Raw genomic sequence first — 18,470 nt, forward strand, 5'->3', positions numbered from 1 at the left:
TTTTTGGATATGATTGAACCATTCGTTAAAGCTAATTTTATTTTGTTAACATACTCTATTGTAAATAAATAGTATCTTTATATCTTTCAATTGATTATCGGGTGAATCTAAAACTACAAATTAGAAATTTTGTTGTCCTTTTCTTTTTTTCCTGTGTCGCCTTTGCACAGGATGTAGCTTTATTCAGGCAATTCAACGGACGTTATGATTTTACTATCATTGGAAATACATTAAACACCTCCGAGAACAATCTCAATAATTTTTGTACCATCACCACCTCTTCGTCCGCAACCCTAAACATGGGTGTTAACGATGAGATTGAAAAAGCATATCTGTACTGGGCAGGTTCAGGAACCGGCGACTGGAACGTGGTTTTAAACGGTGTTCCCATTACTTCTGAAAGAAACTTCGCCTACTTCCAGAACGACCTTGACTATTTCTGTGCCTTTACAGATGTTACCTCTCAAATACTTTCTACAGGAAACGGAAACTATACCCTGTCTGATTTAGATGTATCTCCCTTTTTAGATGCGAACCATTACTGCAACAATCGTACGAATTTTGCAGGTTGGGCAATTGTAATCGTTTATAAAAATGAAAGCTTTCCGCTGAACCAAATCAATGTATATGATGGTCTGCAAGGTGTTTCAAGAACACAAAATCACCTGACATTAACACTAAATAGCCTGAATGTAATTGACAATGCCGGTTCAAAAATAGGCTTTATTGCCTGGGAAGGTGACGTAAATTTGCCTACCGCAGGATTTACAGAGTCTTTAAAAATTAATGGACACATACTAAGCAATGCCTTAAATCCTGCCAATAATGCATTTAACGGCACTAATTCTTTTACCAATTCCAGAACCCTGTACAATATGGACCTGGATGTATATGAAATCCAGAATTACATTCAGATTAATGATGAATCTGTAGAAATCCAGCTAACATCGGAACAGGATTTTGTAATGATAAGCACTATCCTTACCAAACTGAACAATCAGCTTCCCGATGCCACTATTTCTATAGACAATGTAGCACTGGAATGCAATTCGCGAAGGATTATGGTTGATTATACCGTATATAATCTTGACAGTACAAATCCTTTAATGGCCGAAGTTCCAATTGCAATTTATGCAGACGGAAACCTGATTGAGCAAACCCTGACTGTTCCGCCAATTCCTATTGGCGGCAGCTATAGTGATACTATTTTTCTGACCATACCTGATGAAATTCCAAATGATTTTACTTTAAAATTTGTAGTTGATGATACCGGAAACGGTACCGGAATTGTAACCGAATTAGACGAAACGAACAATGAATTTTCCGTTTCGATTTCTATGCTGGTTTCGCCGGAATTTAATCTGCTTGATAAAATATTGGCCTGTAATGAAGGACTAAAAAAAGGCACTTTCGATTTTTCACATTACGAAGAAATTGTAAAAGTTGACCCAGACCATGTTGTCCATTTTTTTAATTCCCAAGAAGAAGCACAGGCAAACCAAAACCCAATTCCTAACACAAACCATTATGTTGCTTCTTCTACACCAAAAGAAATCTTTGTTAGGATAGAAGATGAAAATTGCTACAGCATTACTTCCTTTTTGCTGGACACTAAAAACTGTCCGCCAATAGTTTATAACGCCGTAACGGCTAATGACGACGGGTGGAATGATTTTTTCTTTATAAGAGGGCTGAGAGATATATTTGTAAACTTCAAGCTTTCTATCTACAACCGTTGGGGTACTTTGGTCTGGACGGGAAATAACGATACTGAAAACTGGTATGGCCAAGCAACCAAAGGCATCCAAATTGGCGGAAATGACCTTCCGGATGGCACTTATTATTATGTACTTGATCTCAACGACCCTGATTATAAAACCCCGCTGACAGGGTATGTATACCTGACCCGATAATTTAGTTTTGCTTTAATGCCGGAAGATACCATTTGAATTTAACAGCCAGAAGTCGGAGCGAAATCATCACGCAGGAAGTAATTACATAAAGGATATCATTATCCAGATTCCAATGTTTGAGGATAAAAAATAAAATTCCGCCAACAATACAAATCGTGGCATAAATCTCCCTTCTGAAGATTACGGGTATTTCATTACAAAGAATATCTCTTGTTACACCTCCAAAACAAGCCGTCATCGTTCCCAAAGCAATACAGATTATCGGATGAAGATTCGTATCCAATCCCTTCTCAAGTCCGATGAGCGTAAAAACGCCCAATCCTATCGTATCAAACAAAAACAATGAAGTTCGCAGCCTGTCGAGTTTCTTTCTGAAAATGATGGCAAGAAAATAGCCTGCTATAATAAAGTAAACATAATTCAAATCGCGCATCCATCCCACAGGAGTACGGCCAATTAGCGTATCCCGCAAGGTTCCGCCTCCAACAGCTGTCACAAAGGCGATAATAAAAACTCCAAAAGGGTCAAGCCTTTTATTCATTGCCGTTAAAGCGCCGGAAAGCGCAAAAGCCATAGTTCCGATTATATCTAAAAGATAAAACATGTGTAGTTTGGTGAATTTTTGGATTTGGGATTTTTGATTTTTGATTTATGATGTGGGATTTATGATTTTTGACTTTCGACTTTCGACTTTCGACTTTTGACCTTCGACTTCCAACTTCCAACTTTCGACTAACCACTATCAACTATCAACTATTCGCTACATTTTCTGTGTATAGTAATTATAATCTTTCAAAATCGTTTTAATGAAATCTTCATCATTGCCTGATTGGTTTCTGATTCCTGTAACATCTTCAATTTTTGTCTTCAATCGCGTAATCATGTGATAATCTTTGTTTGCCCTTGCGCTATTAAAAGTTTCTTTAATAATTCGGGCATCGTTGTCGCTTAGTTTTATCACCAGAGGATAAGTGGGTACATAGCTGACATCAATTTCTTCTAAAATAGTATGATTAATATTAATGTTATTTTTTAATGTAATAACCGATGTTCCTCCCGCCATATCTCCTAACCTTTGCGATTTTTCACTGGCTATTATGCTAACCAATCCTACTATACCACTGCTAAAACTAACATCAATTATTCTAAAAAGCCATCGCATAAGATAGTCTCCGAAAGAAGCCTGATAACCGTCAATTTTTACCACTTTAATTTTAAGCAGCCTTTTGCCTAATGTTTGTCCTTCAAGCAGACTCTCTAAAAGAAGCGAATAAAAAGCAACCGGCATGTAAAACAGCACCAGTATTGAAATCCGGGACCAATCATCCATCTTATCCAGAAGCTTATTAATGCCTAAACCGTAAAAAAACACAGAATATATGACAATCAGATATGCCGTTTTTGCCAAAAAATCAAGGAGATAAGCCAAAATCCTGTCACCTATTGAAGCCGCCGTAAAATTAATATTGACATTTTGAGTCGTATTTATAGATAATTGTGTCATATTTTATATTTTAGCTTCCAATGAGAGAAATTGCATTCATAAAGCAAAATAAAGAAAAATGGCTTGATTTTGAACAAGCAATTTTCGGTAAAGCTAAAAAAAATCCTGATGAAATGGCCAGTTTGTATATACATTTGGTCAACGATTTGTCTTATGCACAAACTTATTATCCTAAAAGCAAGACCGTTGTCTATCTTAACTATCTGGCGGCGCAGATTTACCAAAAAATTTACAAGACAAAAAGAACAGAAACCAACAGGTTTGTCTACTTTTTTTCTACAGAAGTTCCGTTACTGGTTTATCAATACCGGAGATATGTTCTGTATGCATTCCTCCTTTTCTTTCTGACTACTGCAATTGGTGTTGTTTCGGCCAAATATGACCCCGATTTTGTAAGGCTTATTTTAGGGGATAATTATGTCAATAAAACTTTGGGTAATATCAAAGATGGCAACCCGGTCGCTATTTACAAAGACGGAAGTAATTGGGGTATGACAATTGGAATCACGCTAAACAACTTATATGTTGGCCTAAGGTGTTTTCTCTATGGTATTTTTGCCGGACTGGGAACTTTTTACATACTGATTCAAAACTGTATTATGCTGGGTGCTTTTCAATATTTTTTCTACGAGCAGGGCGTATTTTGGGAAAGCGTTAGAGGAATATGGATTCATGGCTCTATGGAAATTTTTGCCATTGTTATTGAAGCTGCTGCCGGATTTATTTTAGGTGCTTCGATATTATTCCCAAAGACCTATTCCCGGATGACTTCGTTTAAAATAGGATTCAAAAACAGCTTAAAAATCTTTTTAGGAACAATGCCTTTTACTATTGGGGCCGGAATTCTGGAAGGCTTTGTAACCCGCTATTCACTCGAAATGCCTAACTGGCTGAATGTGTTTATCATCTTATCTACCTTATCCTTGATTTCTTTTTATTTCCTCATATTTCCTTTTATAGTCAATAAAAAAATACAATCCGCCAAATGATAACCTTATTCAAGAAAAGAAATTTTAACGACTACCTTAACGACACTTTCTCTTTTTTCAAAAAAGACGGAAAACATTTCCTTAAAAACTATTTTGTCATCAACGGGATTTTCCTACTGCTGTTAGTGGTTTTTATTTATTTTCTATCGAAAATTTATTTTGAGGCTATTTTTTCTACATTCGAGAATACCAATACCGGATACAATCCTGTAGACAAGCTTTTTAATGAAAACCTGGGATTGTTTATCACTTCACTTGTCGGATTTATACTGCTGTCTCTTTTTCTCTCATTACTGAATTTTGCTTATCCGATTGTCTATCTTGACCTGTATGATAAAAATTCAGGAAGTAGTTTTGACACCAGAGATATAATAAACGGCCTAAAAAACAAAACCGGAAAAATTCTCTTATTCTTTATTATTTCCCTATTTGTAATAATTCCGGCTGTGGCAATCTTATTTATTGTCTTGCTGTTTCTTTCATTCATTATTATCGGAATACCGTTGATGATAATTGCACTTCCGGCCATTTCCAGTTTGATTACATTGGCATTCTTTGATTACCTGAATACTAAGAATGGTTACTTCACTTCACTGGGTAATGCCATTAGTTATCTAAAAAAGCAGTTTTGGCCAATTGTGGGTGTTACCATGCTTATGTATATGATTATTCAGATTATACTAACCATCTTTTCAATGATTCCGTATGTAATTGCAATGGTTCTGCTTTTTTCTTCAATTGAAGGCGGCTCAACCGCACCTACACAGGATGCCTTCTCCACTTTTGGAATACTCATGACCATATTGTTTGTCATCGCAATTCTGGCTAACTACATATTAAACAACCTCCTAATTGTCAATCAGGGCTTGATTTACTATAGCCGAAGAGAACATGATGAAAACAACTCCACCTTTGGTGAAATTGACACTATCGGAACAAATTTTGAATAAGCTGCTTTACATATTTTTATTTTTCTTCTGCCTGAATACTTTCGGACAGGACTCGCTTGCTGTTGCCAAAACGGATTCGGTTACCGTAGCTTCAAAATTTTCTGAAAAAGATATTATTATTGACTCCACAAAAATAAAAGAACGTTCTTTTTCCAATTTTAAAGAAAAATACAGCGATTCCAGTTTTGATTATGAACCCAAATCTAAAGAAAAAAGCGCATGGGAACGTTTCAAGGAGTGGCTCGCCTATTGGTATAATAAAATTTTCAGCCTGGGCAATGACGAAGCTTCAATGTCTGCCGTCGAATTAATCCTAAAAATACTAGCAGTCATTGTCATCCTGTTTGTAATCTACCTCATCGTAAAAGCAATTATGAATGACGAAGGACAATGGATATTTGGAAAATCGTCTGACAAGAAAGTCATCCATTATGACGAAATTGAAAAGAACCTCCATCTGGTAGATTTTGAAAAACTGATAAAAGAAGCGGTAAAATCGGGTGAAAACCGTTTGGTAATACGCTATTATTATTTGTGGCTTCTGAAAGAACTCACTTCAAAAGAAATAATCGAGTGGGATATCGAAAAAACAAATTCTGACTATCTCTATGAAATAAAAAACGAAAAGCTCAGAAACGACTTTGCCTATCTTTCTTACCTGTACAACTATATTTGGTATGGTGAGTTTGAGCTAGGGGAAGAAACGTTCTCCCAGGCAATACAATCGTTTGAAAAAACAATAAAAACTTTATAATGAACAAGACTATCAAAATATATATCGTGTTTTTGGTACTGCTTTTGGTAGGCATTGTTTATATTGACGTGACCCGTCCAAAGCCCATCAACTGGACACCAACTTATGATATTAAAGATAAAATCCCTTTCGGGTTGTATGTCTTTAATGAGGAGGCTCCTGCCTTATTCGGACAAAAAGTAAATCGAATTACAGAGACTGCCTATCAATATTTTGAACCAAAATATGATTATGACAGTCTTGTAAATACATATACTATTCGCGGAACGATTCTGTCTGTTTCTGACCAATATATGATTGATGACGAATCGACACAAGAACTTTTATACTTTGCCCAACATGGCAATAAAATTTTTATCAGTTCAAAATCATTTCCTCAAAAATTGATGGACAGCCTAAAATTTAGCTATTCTTCAAAATTTATGGGTCGGGATACTATTTTCACTTCATTGGCCAACCCGCATTTGGGCAAGAAAAAATACGATATTTCCGTAGGTGCCGGAAATTCCTATTTTGAAAAAATTGACACTTTAAATACGACAGTACTCGGATATCATGAAAACACCAAGGAAAAACTGGTCGATTTCATAAAGGTGCCTTATGGCAAAGGGGAATTCTATCTGCATACGCAACCTGTTGTATTCACCAACTATCATCTTTTAAAAGGCAATCATTCGGAATATGCCGCCAAGGTCTTAAGCTATACCGATGGTGAAGTATTCTGGCTTTTAAAAAATCAGTCGGGAGAAATCGTTTCAGGTTCCCCAATGCGTTATATCCTGAGTCAACCGGCATTAAAAGCGGCATGGTATATATTCTTGCTGGGGATGATTGTTTTCTTCATATTTAATGCAAAAAGAAAACAACGAATCGTCCCTATTATAAAACCTTTGGAAAACACTACTGTAGACTTTACAAAGACCATTGGCAACTTATATTTCCAGGAAGGAAATCACGATAATATAATTGAAAAGAAAATCATATATTTCCTCGAAAAAATAAGAAACGATTATTTGTTGGATACTACAGTTCTGGATGAAAACTTTGAAAAGAAGCTCCAGCAAAAATCCGGCAAGAAAATAGAAGACATCCAAAAGGTAGTCTATCTTATCAACCAACGCAGAAAGAGTTACCATCAAAGTATTGAAAGCGACCTGATTGCCTTGAATACAGCCATAGAGAAAATTCTCGCCAAAGAAAAAAACAATCAAGAAACATAATCCAATTACAAAATGGAAGAAAATACAGCACACAATCCGAATGTAAATCCAATTGAGAATGTAAATTTTCAATCCCGAATAGATTTGAGCCAGCTACAGGAGAGTATCGAAAAAATCAGGGCAGAAATCAGTAGCGTCATTGTAGGACAACACAAAATGATTGACCAGCTTTTGGTTGCCATTCTTTCAAACGGACATGTCCTTTTGGAAGGTGTGCCCGGAGTTGCCAAAACAATCACCGCAAAATTGGTTGCCAAAACCCTAAACATTGGTTTCAGCAGGATTCAGTTTACGCCGGATTTGATGCCGTCAGATATTTTGGGAACTTCTGTATACGACTTAAAAAAGTCAGAATTTGAATTCAAAAAAGGGCCTGTTTTCTCCAATCTTGTCCTCATTGATGAGATTAACAGGGCTCCTGCCAAAACTCAGGCCGCTTTGTTTGAGGTTATGGAAGAGCGTCAAATTACGATGGACGGAATTACTTATGATATGGAAGCACCGTTCCTGGTAATTGCAACCCAAAACCCTATCGAACAGGAAGGAACCTACCGCCTGCCGGAAGCTCAATTGGACCGGTTCCTGTTCAAAATCAACATAGACTATCCAAAGCTGGATGAAGAAATCCTTATCATCCAGAAAGAACACCAATTACAAAATCATGGAAAATTGGATAATATCCAAACAGTATTATCTTCAGAAGAAATCCAGAAATATCAATCTTTGGTAAAGCAGATTATTGTTGAACCGCAACTTTTGGAATATATCGCCAAACTGGTTATCAATACGCGTGAAAATGCTTTCCTGTATTTGGGTGCTTCGCCTCGTGCTTCTATTGCCATCTTAAACGCGGCAAAAGGATATGCCGCAATCCGCGGAAGAGATTTCGTAACGCCGGAAGACATTAAAGAAGCCGCTATTCCTGTTTTACAACATAGAGTTATCGTAACTCCGGAACGTGAAATGGAAGGCATCACCAGTATCGAAATCATCAAACAGGTCATCGAAGCCATCGAAATTCCAAGATAATTTAAAAGTTACGTCCGTTGAAACTGCTTAAAAAATTATACATCAACAATTTCTTTTTTTACGCGCTGATTGGCGTGGGATTCTTGTATTGCGTTGCCTTTATTTTTCCGGCACTTTACAACGCCGCCAGCTATTTATTACTGATACTTTTAGGCTTTCTGGCTCTTGATATACTTATTTTGTTTAGCGCCAAACATGGAATCGAAGGCACCCGAATCGCTCCCGAAAAACTGTCAAACGGAGATGAAAATCCTATTGGAGTTACAATAAGAAACTACTACACCTTTCCTATTGGCGTAAAAATCATAGACGAAATTCCGGAACAGTTTCAGATTCGCAATTTTGGAATAAAAAGAAGAATCAGGGCATCCTCACAGGACGATATCCAATATTATCTTCGTCCGACTTCAAGAGGTGAATATGTATTTGGAAATCTGAACATTTATGTACTCTCACCGCTAAGACTCGTTTCCAGAAGGTTTACATTCAATAAAAACCAGATGGTTCCTACTTATCCGTCGTATATTCAATTAAGAAAATATGACCTGATGGCATTTTCCAACAATTTATTCCAATATGGTGTAAAGAAAATCAGGAGAATTGGCCATACAATGGAATTTGAACAGATTAAAGAATATGTACAGGGCGATGATATCCGCACGCTGAACTGGAAAGCGACCGCCAAGAAAAATGCTTTAATGGTCAACCAATTCCAGGATGAAAAATCGCAGTCTATTTATATGGCTATTGACAAAGGACGTGTCATGAAAATGCCCTTTAACGGACTCAGCCTGTTGGATTATGCCATAAATGCAACACTGGTTCTATCCAATGTCATTTTAAAAAAGCAGGACAAGGCCGGAATGTTTACCTTTTCTAAAAAAGTAGAAAACCGCGTTGCTGCCGAAAGGCGCTCTTCGCAGATGCATCAAATTCTGGAAAATCTTTACAATGTCAAAACTGATTTCTTTGAAAGCGACTATAGCCGTTTGTATGTCGATATAAAGAAAAATATCAACCACAGAAGTTTAATCATTCTGTATACTAATTTTGAAACGCTCGACAGTTTGCACCGCCAACTTCCTTACCTGAAAGGAATTGCTAAAAACCATTTATTGGTGGTTGTATTTTTCCAAAACACAGAATTAAACGATATTATCAACTCGAAAGCAGTCACTATACAGGAAGTATATGATAAAGTAATTGCCGAAAAATTTGCATTTGAAAAGCGACTGATTGTAAACGAACTGAAAAAATATGGAATCCACTCCGTATTGACCCAGCCTGAAAACCTGACTTTAGATACTATTAATAAATATCTGGAGATTAAGGCAAGGGGAATCTTATAATTTGGGATTTTTGATTTAAGATTTTTGATTTAGGACTTTTGACTTTCGACTTTCGACTTTCGACTTCAGAACTTTCGACTTCAGAACTTTTGACTTCAGAACTTTTGACTTTAGATTTTTGATTTAGTACCTTAGCAGCTTAGAAATCCAGAATCTTGAAACAAATCACTTCAGTTCAGAATCCATTTATCAAATCGCTGGTACTGCTTCAGGAAAAATCCAAAGCACGGAAACAGACCGGAACGTTTTTAATTGAAGGCCACAGAGAAATTGAATTGGCCCAAAAAGGCAGTTATGAAATAGAAACGATTTTATTTCTGCCTGAAATCATTTCCGAATACGACGCCAAAAAACTTTCCGGCTCTGCAGAATTGATTGAAATCAGCAAAGATGTATACCAGAAACTGGCCTACCGTGATACTACAGAAGGCATCTTGGCGGTAGCAAAATCAAAAAATCTTTCCCTTTCAGAATTGAATCTGGGCAAAAATCCATTGATTTTAATTGCTGAATCTCCTGAAAAGCCTGGAAATATTGGCGCTATGCTACGAACTGCCGATGCTGCAAAGCTGGATGCCGTAATCATTGCCAATCCAAAAAGCGATTTATACAATCCCAATATCGTACGTTCCAGCGTTGGATGCCTGTTTACAAACCAGATTGCAACGGGAACTACCGAAGAAATTATTGCTTTCTTAAAAGAAAAAAACATCAGTATTTATTGCGCTACCTTGCAGGATTCAACAGGCTATCATACTCAGAATTATACAACCCCAACCGCATTGGTTGTAGGAACGGAAGCCACAGGATTAACACAGGAATGGCGCGACAATTCAACTCAAAACATCATTATCCCAATGCAGGGAGCCATCGATTCGATGAATGTTTCTGTTGCAGCAGCCATCTTGATTTTTGAAGCAAAAAGACAAAGAGGATTTTAATTAATTACGAATTATGAATTTTAAATTAGGTTTCTTAGCTACTTTTTTAATAAGCACCAGCATTTATGCGCAAATCACACCAACTCAAATCGACGAAGTTGTTGAAAAAACCATAAAAACATTTGATGTTCCGGGTATTGCCGTAGCTGTTGTAAAAGACGGAAAGATTGTTCATGCCAAAGGTTACGGTGTAAAGTCAATAATTACGAAGCAAAAAGTGGATGAAAACACACTGTTCGGAATTGCCTCCAACAGTAAAGCATTTACAAGTGCGGCACTGGCAATGCTTGTAGACGAAGGCAAAATCAAATGGGATGACAAAGTCGTCAAATACCTTCCTGATTTCAAAATGTATAACGACTACGTTACCAATGAATTTACGGTTCGGGACCTGTTGACACACCGTAGTGGCCTTGGACTTGGGGCAGGCGATTTGATGATATGGCCTGACGGTTCAGATTTCACAGCCGAAGACATTATCGAAAACATCCAGTACCTAAAACCGGTTTCCGGATTCAGGGCAAAATACGATTATGATAATCTTTTATACATCATTGCCGGAGAAGTAGTGCATAAAGCAAGCGGACAAACATGGAATGAATTTGTAGAAAACAGAATCATAAAACCGCTTGGCATGACCAATACGGCTTCTTCATGGGTAAGACTAAAAGACACGTCCAATGTTATTGTCCCTCACGTGCCGATTGACGGAAAACTAAAAGTCATCTCACGCTATAAAAACCAACTGTTTGACGCCGCCGCAGGTATTTATTCCAGCGTAAACGACATGAGTAAATGGGCAATTATGCAACTGAATAAAGGAAAATATGGCAGCGGGCAGAAAATATTCTCGGAAAAAGAACATGCCGAAATGTGGACGCCACAAACATTGATGCCTAATAAACCCGTTCCTCCTTATAATTCACTTTTTAAAGCCTATGGTTTGGGCTGGCAACTAAATGATGTTAAAGGAAAAATGCAGGCTTCACATACAGGAGGTCTGGAAGGAATCGTAACCCAGGTAACCCTGATACCAGAACTTCAACTTGGAATCATTGTTTTTACCAACCAACAATCAGGAGCCGCTTTTTCTGCCATAACCAATACAATTAAAGACAGCTATCTGGGAATGGAACCTTTTGACCACGTCAAATATTTCAGTGACAGGGAAAAAGCTTCAGGAGAAAAAGCAGACAAAGTTACAGACGAAGTATGGCAAACTGTCGCAAAAAACAAAAACCAGAAAATCGACACCAAAAAGTATATCGGAACCTATAAAGACAATTGGTTTGGCGAGGTTGCCATCACTGAAAAAAAGGGAAAAATGTATTTTGCTTCCAAACGTTCACCTCAACTTAAAGGCGAAATTTTCTTTTATAAAGACAATAATTTCGTAGTAAAATGGGACAATCGCTATTTTCATGCAGATGCCCATATCTTCTTTGAAAAAGACAACGCAGGATTTACCATGAAGCCAATTTCTCCTGCCACAGATTTTAGCTATGATTTCCAGGACCTTAACTTTTTCAGAATAAAATAGCGAAGACCTATTCAACTGTTTTTCAGAATATAAAAACCGCCCCATTTGGAGCGGTTTTTGCTTTTATACAAAGAGGCAAAAAAATTGCAAATTCAAAAACTTTATTTTACTTTTAGTCAATAGCTAACAAACATCAGAAACGCCATGGTAGAGATTGATTTAGAACAAGAGAACAAGGCAATTGCGAGGGAATACAAAGAGCTTTTACGAATCAGTTACCAAACATTGTCGGAAGATGACAAAAAACTAATCCGTAAGGCTTTTGACGTGGCTGTAGATGCCCACAAGGACCAACGCAGGAAATCTGGCGAAGCCTACATCTTCCACCCTATTGCCGTGGCTAAAATTGTAGCTTCGGAAATTGGTTTGGGCGCAACTTCTATTGCCGCAGCACTAATGCATGATGTAGTTGAAGATACCGATATTACTGTAGAAGACATTGAAAGAATGTTCAATCCGAAGATTGCAAAAATCGTTGAAGGATTGACCAAAATAGCCCAGGTAAAAACCGATAATGAAATCTCGATGCAGGCGGAAAACTTCCGCAAAATGCTGCTCACCCTAAACGATGACGTACGCGTTATCCTTATCAAGATTGCCGACCGTTTGCACAACATGCAAACCATGGAATCAATGGTAGATTATAAGCAGGCAAAAATCGCATCGGAAACTCTCTATATTTATGCACCGCTGGCCCATCGTTTGGGATTATACAACATTAAAAACCAGCTGGAAGATTTAGGTTTGAAATATACAGAACCTGAAATCTATAACGACATTGTCAGCAAAATAAAAGAAACCAAAGAGCAACAGGACGAATACATCAAGTCTATTTCTGATGTATTGAAAGAATCGCTTGATGCCGAAGGAATCGACTATATCATCAAAGGCCGTCCAAAATCCATTTTCTCCATCCGGAAAAAAATGCTTGCCCAAGGTGTGAGCTTTGATGAAGTATATGATAAATTCGCTTTGAGAATTATCTATAAGGCTACTCCAAGCGAAGAAAAATTCCTTGCCTGGAAAATATATTCCATCGTAACCGACCATTATCGTCCGAGTCCGAGCCGTTTGCGCGATTGGATTTCCTCTCCAAAATCAACCGGTTATGAAGCTCTTCACATTACAGTAATGGGACCTAAAGGACGTTGGGTAGAAATTCAGGTGCGAAGCGAAAGAATGGACGAAATTGCCGAAAAAGGCTACGCTGCACACTATAAATACAAACAAGGTGGTTCTGAAGAGCACGGTTTGGATACCTGGCTGAATCTTTTAAAAGAAGCCCTGGAAAATGCCTCCACCAATGCGGTAGACTTTGTAGAAGATTTCAAACTAAACCTCTACTCTAAAGAAATTTATGTCTTCACGCCAAAAGGAGAAATTAAATCGCTTCCTAAAGGTGCAACATCATTGGATTTTGCCTTTAGTATCCACTCCGAAATTGGAATCCGAACACGCGGAACCAGAGTTAACGGAAAATTAGTCCCGTTGAACCATGTGCTGAACAGTGGCGACCAGATTGAAGTCATTACCTCGCCAAACCAAAAACCCACATCACATTGGTTGGATTATGTAACGACATCCCGTGCCAAAACCAAAATCAAAAACGTCCTTAACGAGAATACAAAGAAAATTGCAGAAGACGGAAAAGAATTACTGACCCGAAAATTACGTCATTTAAAAGTCAATATGACTGAAACGACCGTAAACGAACTGGTCAATTATTTCAAGTTGAAAACCAGCCTTGACCTTTTCTACCGTGTGGGAATTGGGGCTATTGACAACCAACAGCTCAAAGACTTTGCTGCCCAGAAGAGCAATACGTTTATGAATTTCTTTAAGAACAAAATCAAACGTACGCCTTCCAGCAATCCGGAAACCATCAACAAACCGGAAATCAGCAATAATTACGACATGCTGGTTTTTGGAAAAGAACAGGACAAACTGGATTATAAACTAGCCACCTGCTGTAACCCGATTCCCGGAGACGAAGTTTTTGGATTCGTAACCATCAATGAAGGAATAAAAGTCCATAAAAAAGACTGTCCCAACGCAATCAGCCTGCAATCAAACTATGCCTACAGAATCATCAAGGCGAAATGGATTGATTCGTCACAGCAGGAATTTAAAGCCATATTGAACATTACCGGAATGGATACGCTTGGTTTGACCAACGAACTGACCAAAGTAATTTCTAACAACATGCACGTAAACATCCAGAGTATTTCGCTTAGTGGTGATGCCGGTATTTTTAACGGACAGGTTGTAGTTATCGTACAAAACAATACCATTCTGAAAAAACTGATTGAAAACATCAAAAAGATTGATGGAATCGATAAAGTCACAAGAATTAACAAGAATTAAAATCGGAATCGAAGCCATTTACAAATCAAGAAAACAATCGTTTTTCTACACTAAAAAGTTTTAATATTTTTTTAGGTAAAAATCAACAAACGAGAAACTTGATACTTGAAATAAAATGATTTATCTTTGCAGGATATGACACTAATTTCCGTAGATAACAATAAAAATCAAGAGATTGTAAAAAATGTTTTTACAAAATATCTTGAAACAAAAGGACATCGCAAAACTCCTGAGCGCTATGCTATTCTCCAGGAGATTTATGATAATGAGGAGCATTTCGACATCGAATCTCTTTATATCAAGATGAAAAACAAAAATTATCGTGTGAGCAGGGCTACGCTTTACAACACGATTGAACTTTTATTGGACTGTGCCCTGGTAAGAAAACACCAATTCGGACAAAATCAGGCACATTACGAAAAATCCTATTTCGACAAACAGCACGACCATATCATCATGACAGATTCTGGCGAGGTGATAGAGTTTTGCGACCCGCGAATCCAAAGCATCAAAAAAACTATCGAAGAAATTTTTGATATCGAAATTCACAACCACTCCCTTTACCTTTACGGAAACAAAAAGACTACACCTAAAGAATAAATAAACAACTAACAACAAAAAAATGACCGTAGATTTACTACTCGGCTTGCAGTGGGGCGACGAAGGCAAAGGAAAAATTGTTGACGTTCTCACTTCAAAGTACGATATTATTGCCCGTTTTCAAGGCGGACCTAACGCAGGACACACGCTTGAATTTGATGGAATCAAGCACGTTTTGAGAACTATTCCTTCAGGAATTTTTCATAAAAATTCAATCAATATTATTGGAAACGGAGTCGTAATCGACCCGGTTGTTTTCCAAAAAGAATTGGAAGGCCTGGCAAAATTTGATATTGATATCCAGTCACGATTGATTATCTCAAGAAAAGCACACCTTATTTTACCAACACACCGTTTGCTTGATGCTGCTTCGGAAGCATCGAAAGGCAAAGCAAAAATTGGTTCAACCTTAAAAGGAATCGGGCCTACTTACATGGACAAAACCGGAAGAAATGGTCTTCGTGTGGGCGATATCGAATTGGCTGATTTTAAAGAACGATACAGAGCATTGGCTGACAAACATGAAGCCATGATTGCTTTTTATGATGTTGACCTGCAATATGACCTAAAAGAATTGGAAGATGAATTTTTCGAATCGATTGAAGTCCTAAAAACACTACAATTCATCGACAGCGAAGAATATATCAACAAGGCCATGAAAGAAGGCAAATCAATTTTAGCAGAAGGAGCGCAAGGCTCACTTTTAGATATTGATTTCGGAACTTATCCTTTTGTTACTTCTTCAAATACAACAGCAGCAGGAGCTTGCACGGGACTGGGAATCGCTCCTAATCGCGTAAAAGAAGTGTTTGGAATTTTCAAAGCCTATACAACAAGAGTTGGAAGCGGTCCGTTTCCTACCGAACTTTTTGACAAGGACGGTGAAACAATGGCAAAAGTCGGAAACGAATTTGGTTCTGTTACGGGTCGTGCCAGACGATGCGGATGGTTAGATTTGGTAGCCTTGAAATATGCTATCCAGGTCAATGGAGTAACCGCTTTATACATGATGAAAGGCGATGTATTATCCGGATTTGACACGCTGAAAATCTGTACGGCTTACAATTACAAAGGAACTGAAATTGACCACCTTCCTTACAATATCGAACCGGAAAATGTTTCTCCCGTTTATGTGGAGAAAAAAGGATGGAAAGCAGACCTTACCGGAATGACTACCTATAACGAACTTCCTTCAGAATTAAAAGAATACGTCGAATTCATTGAAAATTTTGTAGAAGTGCCAATTAAAGTCATATCCGTTGGTCCTGACAGAAAACAGACAATTTTAAAATAAGAACAACGCCTTGATAATTTCAAGGCGTTTTTTGTTTTTATAGATTTATAAAATCCTTCCTATCGATTAATCTGCGGCAACTCTAAAAAAATTACGCCACAGATTTCGCAGATTCTCACAGATAAATTTCTAAAAAAATCCTTTTAATCCTTTAATCTGTGGCAACTCTAAAAATCACACCTTAGATTTCACAGATTTTTACAGATTTATCTCATACAAAGTCATTCAATCCTGACAATGTGAAGCAAATTATAAAAAAATCCGCTTAACCAGATTTACTTTCAATTGATTACACAAATAATTCTTAATTAAAAATCAGATATGGAGATTTTAATTAAATTTGAACCAAAATTCCATCCATTGAAGAAGAACTTTTTATTTCTTGCAAGCTTTTTTATACTACTGAGTTTCAATACGCTGCTGGCACAGGCTCCACCAAAAAAAATCATAGTAGAGAATTCCGACTTTGTCGATATCCAACAGGAAGAAATTCCCGGGGCTATCCGATACAGAGGAAATGTGAGAATCCTGCATGATGGTGTTAGGATGACTTGCAACACAGCCTATTTGTTCCAAAAAGAAAACTATATAAAAGCTTTTGGTGATGTAAAAATGAATCAGGGCGATACCGTATTTATGGACAGCCGTTATGCTGAATACCAGGGTAATATAAAATTTGCCTTCGCTACCGGAAACGTAGTAATGCGTGACCCGAAAATGACACTGACAACTGATACCATTAATTTCGACAGGAGAATCCAACAGGCTTACTATACTACCTACGGAACCATAAAAGACCAGGAAAATACTTTAAGGAGCAAATCAGGAAGATATTACCTTAATGAAAAGAAATTCCAGTTCCTGACCGCTGTTACCATAACAAACCCGAAATATGTAATCAAGTCAAACCATCTCGATTACTATTCCAATTCGGGTCATTCCTATCTGTTTGGCCCTTCAACAATTACCAGCAAGGAAAACTTTATCTATACCGAAAAGGGATTTTATGACACCAAGAAAAATTTTGCCCATTTCGTCAAAAATTCCTATATCAAATACGACAACCGTCTTATAAGAGGAGATAGTTTGTATTATGACCGGAACCGTGAATTTGCTTCGGCAACCAATAATGTTAAGATAACAGATTCGATTAACAAAGGAATTGTTCGGGGACATTATGGTGAAGTCTACCGGAATCAGGATTCTTTAGTCATGACCAAAAGAGCCGTCGCCGCTACCTTGATAGAAAAAGATACACTTTATGTCCATGGGAAAAAGCTGATGGTTACCGGAAAACCGGAAAACCGTATTGTTCGTGCTTTTAATAACGTTCGATTTTATAAAATTGACATGAGCGGCAAATGCGATTCCTTACATTCGAATCAAAAAAACGGACTGACACAATTAATTGGAAGACCGGTTATCTGGAATGGAGAAAACCAATTGACGGGAAAGGTAATACATCTTATCTCAAATCCTGAAACTGAAAAACTGGATTCACTCAAAGTATTGACGGATGCTTTTATAGCCTCAAAAGACACTTTAGGCACCGGCTATAATCAGGTCAAAGGTGTTAATTTATATGGCAAGTTCCGGGACAACAAATTATATGAAGTCGACCTCGTTAAAAATACAGAAAAGCTTTATTATGGCTATGATAAAGGACAATTGGTTGCTATTGACAAAGGAATCAGCAGCCGTATCCATCTGGAACTGGAAGACAATAAAATTACGACTGTAACCTCTTTTACAAATCCTGAAAGTGAAAGTTATCCTGAAAAAGACCTTCCTGAAAACGCACGGAAACTTAGAGGATTCCTCTGGCGGGGCGATGAAATAATAAAAACCAAAGACGATATATTTTCTCCCGAGGAAAACGAAATCCATGAAAAAATACTAAAACAGAGCAAAATTGACAAAGCCAGGGAAGATACTCCTATGGAAGTCCGCAAAGAAACTCTGGATTACGACAAGAAAAAACCTGAGAAAAAGCTGGAGAAGAAAGCAAAAACTCAGTAATGCC

Annotated in this window: 15 protein-coding genes; 13 read left to right on the forward strand and 2 right to left on the reverse strand. The window is 37.5% G+C overall.

The genetic code is table 11. The features are described from left to right. Positions 1-101 precede the first annotated feature (101 nt). Positions 102-1,913, forward strand: a complete 1,812-nt coding sequence (locus BGO88_RS06005) for a T9SS type B sorting domain-containing protein (RefSeq protein ID WP_286706292.1) — start codon at positions 102-104, stop codon at positions 1,911-1,913. A gap of 1 nt (position 1,914) precedes the next feature. On the opposite strand, the gene BGO88_RS06010 is transcribed toward BGO88_RS06005, so the two are convergent. Together BGO88_RS06010 and BGO88_RS06015 are read right to left on the reverse strand one after the other, a co-directional pair. Further along, on the reverse strand, positions 1,915-2,517 hold the full coding sequence (locus BGO88_RS06010; protein WP_056072929.1) for a trimeric intracellular cation channel family protein: 603 nt from the start codon (positions 2,515-2,517) through the stop codon (positions 1,915-1,917). Between the two features lie 156 nt (positions 2,518-2,673). Beyond that, positions 2,674-3,417 carry an RDD family protein gene (locus BGO88_RS06015; protein WP_286706293.1) on the reverse strand — a complete coding sequence of 248 codons (744 nt, stop codon included), beginning with the start codon at positions 3,415-3,417 and terminating at the stop codon, positions 2,674-2,676. Between the two features lie 20 nt (positions 3,418-3,437). Between BGO88_RS06015 and BGO88_RS06020 the strand changes: the two genes are divergently transcribed. From BGO88_RS06020 to BGO88_RS06075, 12 genes are all read left to right on the forward strand, one after another. After that, on the forward strand, positions 3,438-4,406 hold the full coding sequence (locus tag BGO88_RS06020) for a stage II sporulation protein M (protein ID WP_101473006.1): 969 nt from the start codon (positions 3,438-3,440) through the stop codon (positions 4,404-4,406). After that, entirely contained in the window at positions 4,403-5,356 is a 954-nt protein-coding gene (locus tag BGO88_RS06025; RefSeq protein ID WP_286706294.1) for a hypothetical protein, read from the forward strand. The genes BGO88_RS06020 and BGO88_RS06025 overlap by 4 nt, the downstream gene beginning before the upstream one ends. After that, complete coding sequence (locus tag BGO88_RS06030; RefSeq protein WP_277017262.1) at positions 5,349-6,110, forward strand: DUF4129 domain-containing protein; 762 nt, start codon at positions 5,349-5,351, stop codon at positions 6,108-6,110. Before BGO88_RS06025 ends, BGO88_RS06030 begins: the two co-directional genes overlap by 8 nt. Continuing rightward, positions 6,110-7,330: a DUF4350 domain-containing protein gene (locus BGO88_RS06035; RefSeq protein WP_286706295.1), complete on the forward strand. Its 1,221-nt coding sequence runs from the start codon at positions 6,110-6,112 to the stop codon at positions 7,328-7,330. The genes BGO88_RS06030 and BGO88_RS06035 overlap by 1 nt, the downstream gene beginning before the upstream one ends. A gap of 12 nt (positions 7,331-7,342) precedes the next feature. Next, complete coding sequence (locus BGO88_RS06040; RefSeq protein ID WP_056072942.1) at positions 7,343-8,359, forward strand: AAA family ATPase; 1,017 nt, start codon at positions 7,343-7,345, stop codon at positions 8,357-8,359. Positions 8,360-8,376: 17 nt separating this feature from the next. Then, positions 8,377-9,708 carry a DUF58 domain-containing protein gene (locus BGO88_RS06045; protein ID WP_286706296.1) on the forward strand — a complete coding sequence of 444 codons (1,332 nt, stop codon included), beginning with the start codon at positions 8,377-8,379 and terminating at the stop codon, positions 9,706-9,708. 155 nt (positions 9,709-9,863) lie between these two features. Then, entirely contained in the window at positions 9,864-10,649 is a 786-nt protein-coding gene (locus tag BGO88_RS06050) for a TrmH family RNA methyltransferase (RefSeq protein ID WP_101473010.1), read from the forward strand. A 13-nt stretch (positions 10,650-10,662) separates the two neighbouring features. Beyond that, positions 10,663-12,189, forward strand: a complete 1,527-nt coding sequence (locus BGO88_RS06055) for a serine hydrolase (protein ID WP_286706297.1) — start codon at positions 10,663-10,665, stop codon at positions 12,187-12,189. Between the two features lie 144 nt (positions 12,190-12,333). Further along, positions 12,334-14,553, forward strand: a complete 2,220-nt coding sequence (locus BGO88_RS06060) for a RelA/SpoT family protein (RefSeq protein WP_056072953.1) — start codon at positions 12,334-12,336, stop codon at positions 14,551-14,553. Positions 14,554-14,688: 135 nt separating this feature from the next. Further along, the gene (locus tag BGO88_RS06065; RefSeq protein ID WP_056072956.1) at positions 14,689-15,153 is read left to right on the forward strand and encodes a Fur family transcriptional regulator; all 465 of its coding nucleotides are present in this window, start codon (positions 14,689-14,691) and stop codon (positions 15,151-15,153) included. Between the two features lie 22 nt (positions 15,154-15,175). Continuing rightward, positions 15,176-16,447: an adenylosuccinate synthase gene (locus tag BGO88_RS06070; RefSeq protein ID WP_056072958.1), complete on the forward strand. Its 1,272-nt coding sequence runs from the start codon at positions 15,176-15,178 to the stop codon at positions 16,445-16,447. A 321-nt stretch (positions 16,448-16,768) separates the two neighbouring features. Further along, positions 16,769-18,466, forward strand: a complete 1,698-nt coding sequence (locus BGO88_RS06075; protein WP_286706298.1) for an OstA-like protein — start codon at positions 16,769-16,771, stop codon at positions 18,464-18,466. The last annotated feature ends 4 nt before the right edge of the window (positions 18,467-18,470 follow it).

The sequence above is a fragment of the Flavobacterium sp. 38-13 genome (assembly GCF_001899155.1).
GTDB lineage: Bacteria > Bacteroidota > Bacteroidia > Flavobacteriales > Flavobacteriaceae > Flavobacterium > Flavobacterium lindanitolerans.

What these genes read in the sequence shown, in the direction of transcription:
- BGO88_RS06010 (WP_056072929.1), bottom strand. Translation starts at nt 2,517, where the DNA reads ATGTTTTATCTTTTAGATATAATCGGAACTATGGCTTTTGCGCTTTCC.
- BGO88_RS06015 (WP_286706293.1), bottom strand. Translation starts at nt 3,417, where the DNA reads ATGACACAATTATCTATAAATACGACTCAAAATGTCAATATTAATTTT.
- BGO88_RS06020 (WP_101473006.1), top strand. Translation starts at nt 3,438, where the DNA reads ATGAGAGAAATTGCATTCATAAAGCAAAATAAAGAAAAATGGCTTGAT.
- BGO88_RS06025 (WP_286706294.1), top strand. Translation starts at nt 4,403, where the DNA reads ATGATAACCTTATTCAAGAAAAGAAATTTTAACGACTACCTTAACGAC.
- BGO88_RS06035 (WP_286706295.1), top strand. Translation starts at nt 6,110, where the DNA reads ATGAACAAGACTATCAAAATATATATCGTGTTTTTGGTACTGCTTTTG.
- BGO88_RS06040 (WP_056072942.1), top strand. Translation starts at nt 7,343, where the DNA reads ATGGAAGAAAATACAGCACACAATCCGAATGTAAATCCAATTGAGAAT.
- BGO88_RS06055 (WP_286706297.1), top strand. Translation starts at nt 10,663, where the DNA reads ATGAATTTTAAATTAGGTTTCTTAGCTACTTTTTTAATAAGCACCAGC.
- BGO88_RS06060 (WP_056072953.1), top strand. Translation starts at nt 12,334, where the DNA reads ATGGTAGAGATTGATTTAGAACAAGAGAACAAGGCAATTGCGAGGGAA.
- BGO88_RS06065 (WP_056072956.1), top strand. Translation starts at nt 14,689, where the DNA reads ATGACACTAATTTCCGTAGATAACAATAAAAATCAAGAGATTGTAAAA.
- BGO88_RS06070 (WP_056072958.1), top strand. Translation starts at nt 15,176, where the DNA reads ATGACCGTAGATTTACTACTCGGCTTGCAGTGGGGCGACGAAGGCAAA.
- BGO88_RS06075 (WP_286706298.1), top strand. Translation starts at nt 16,769, where the DNA reads ATGGAGATTTTAATTAAATTTGAACCAAAATTCCATCCATTGAAGAAG.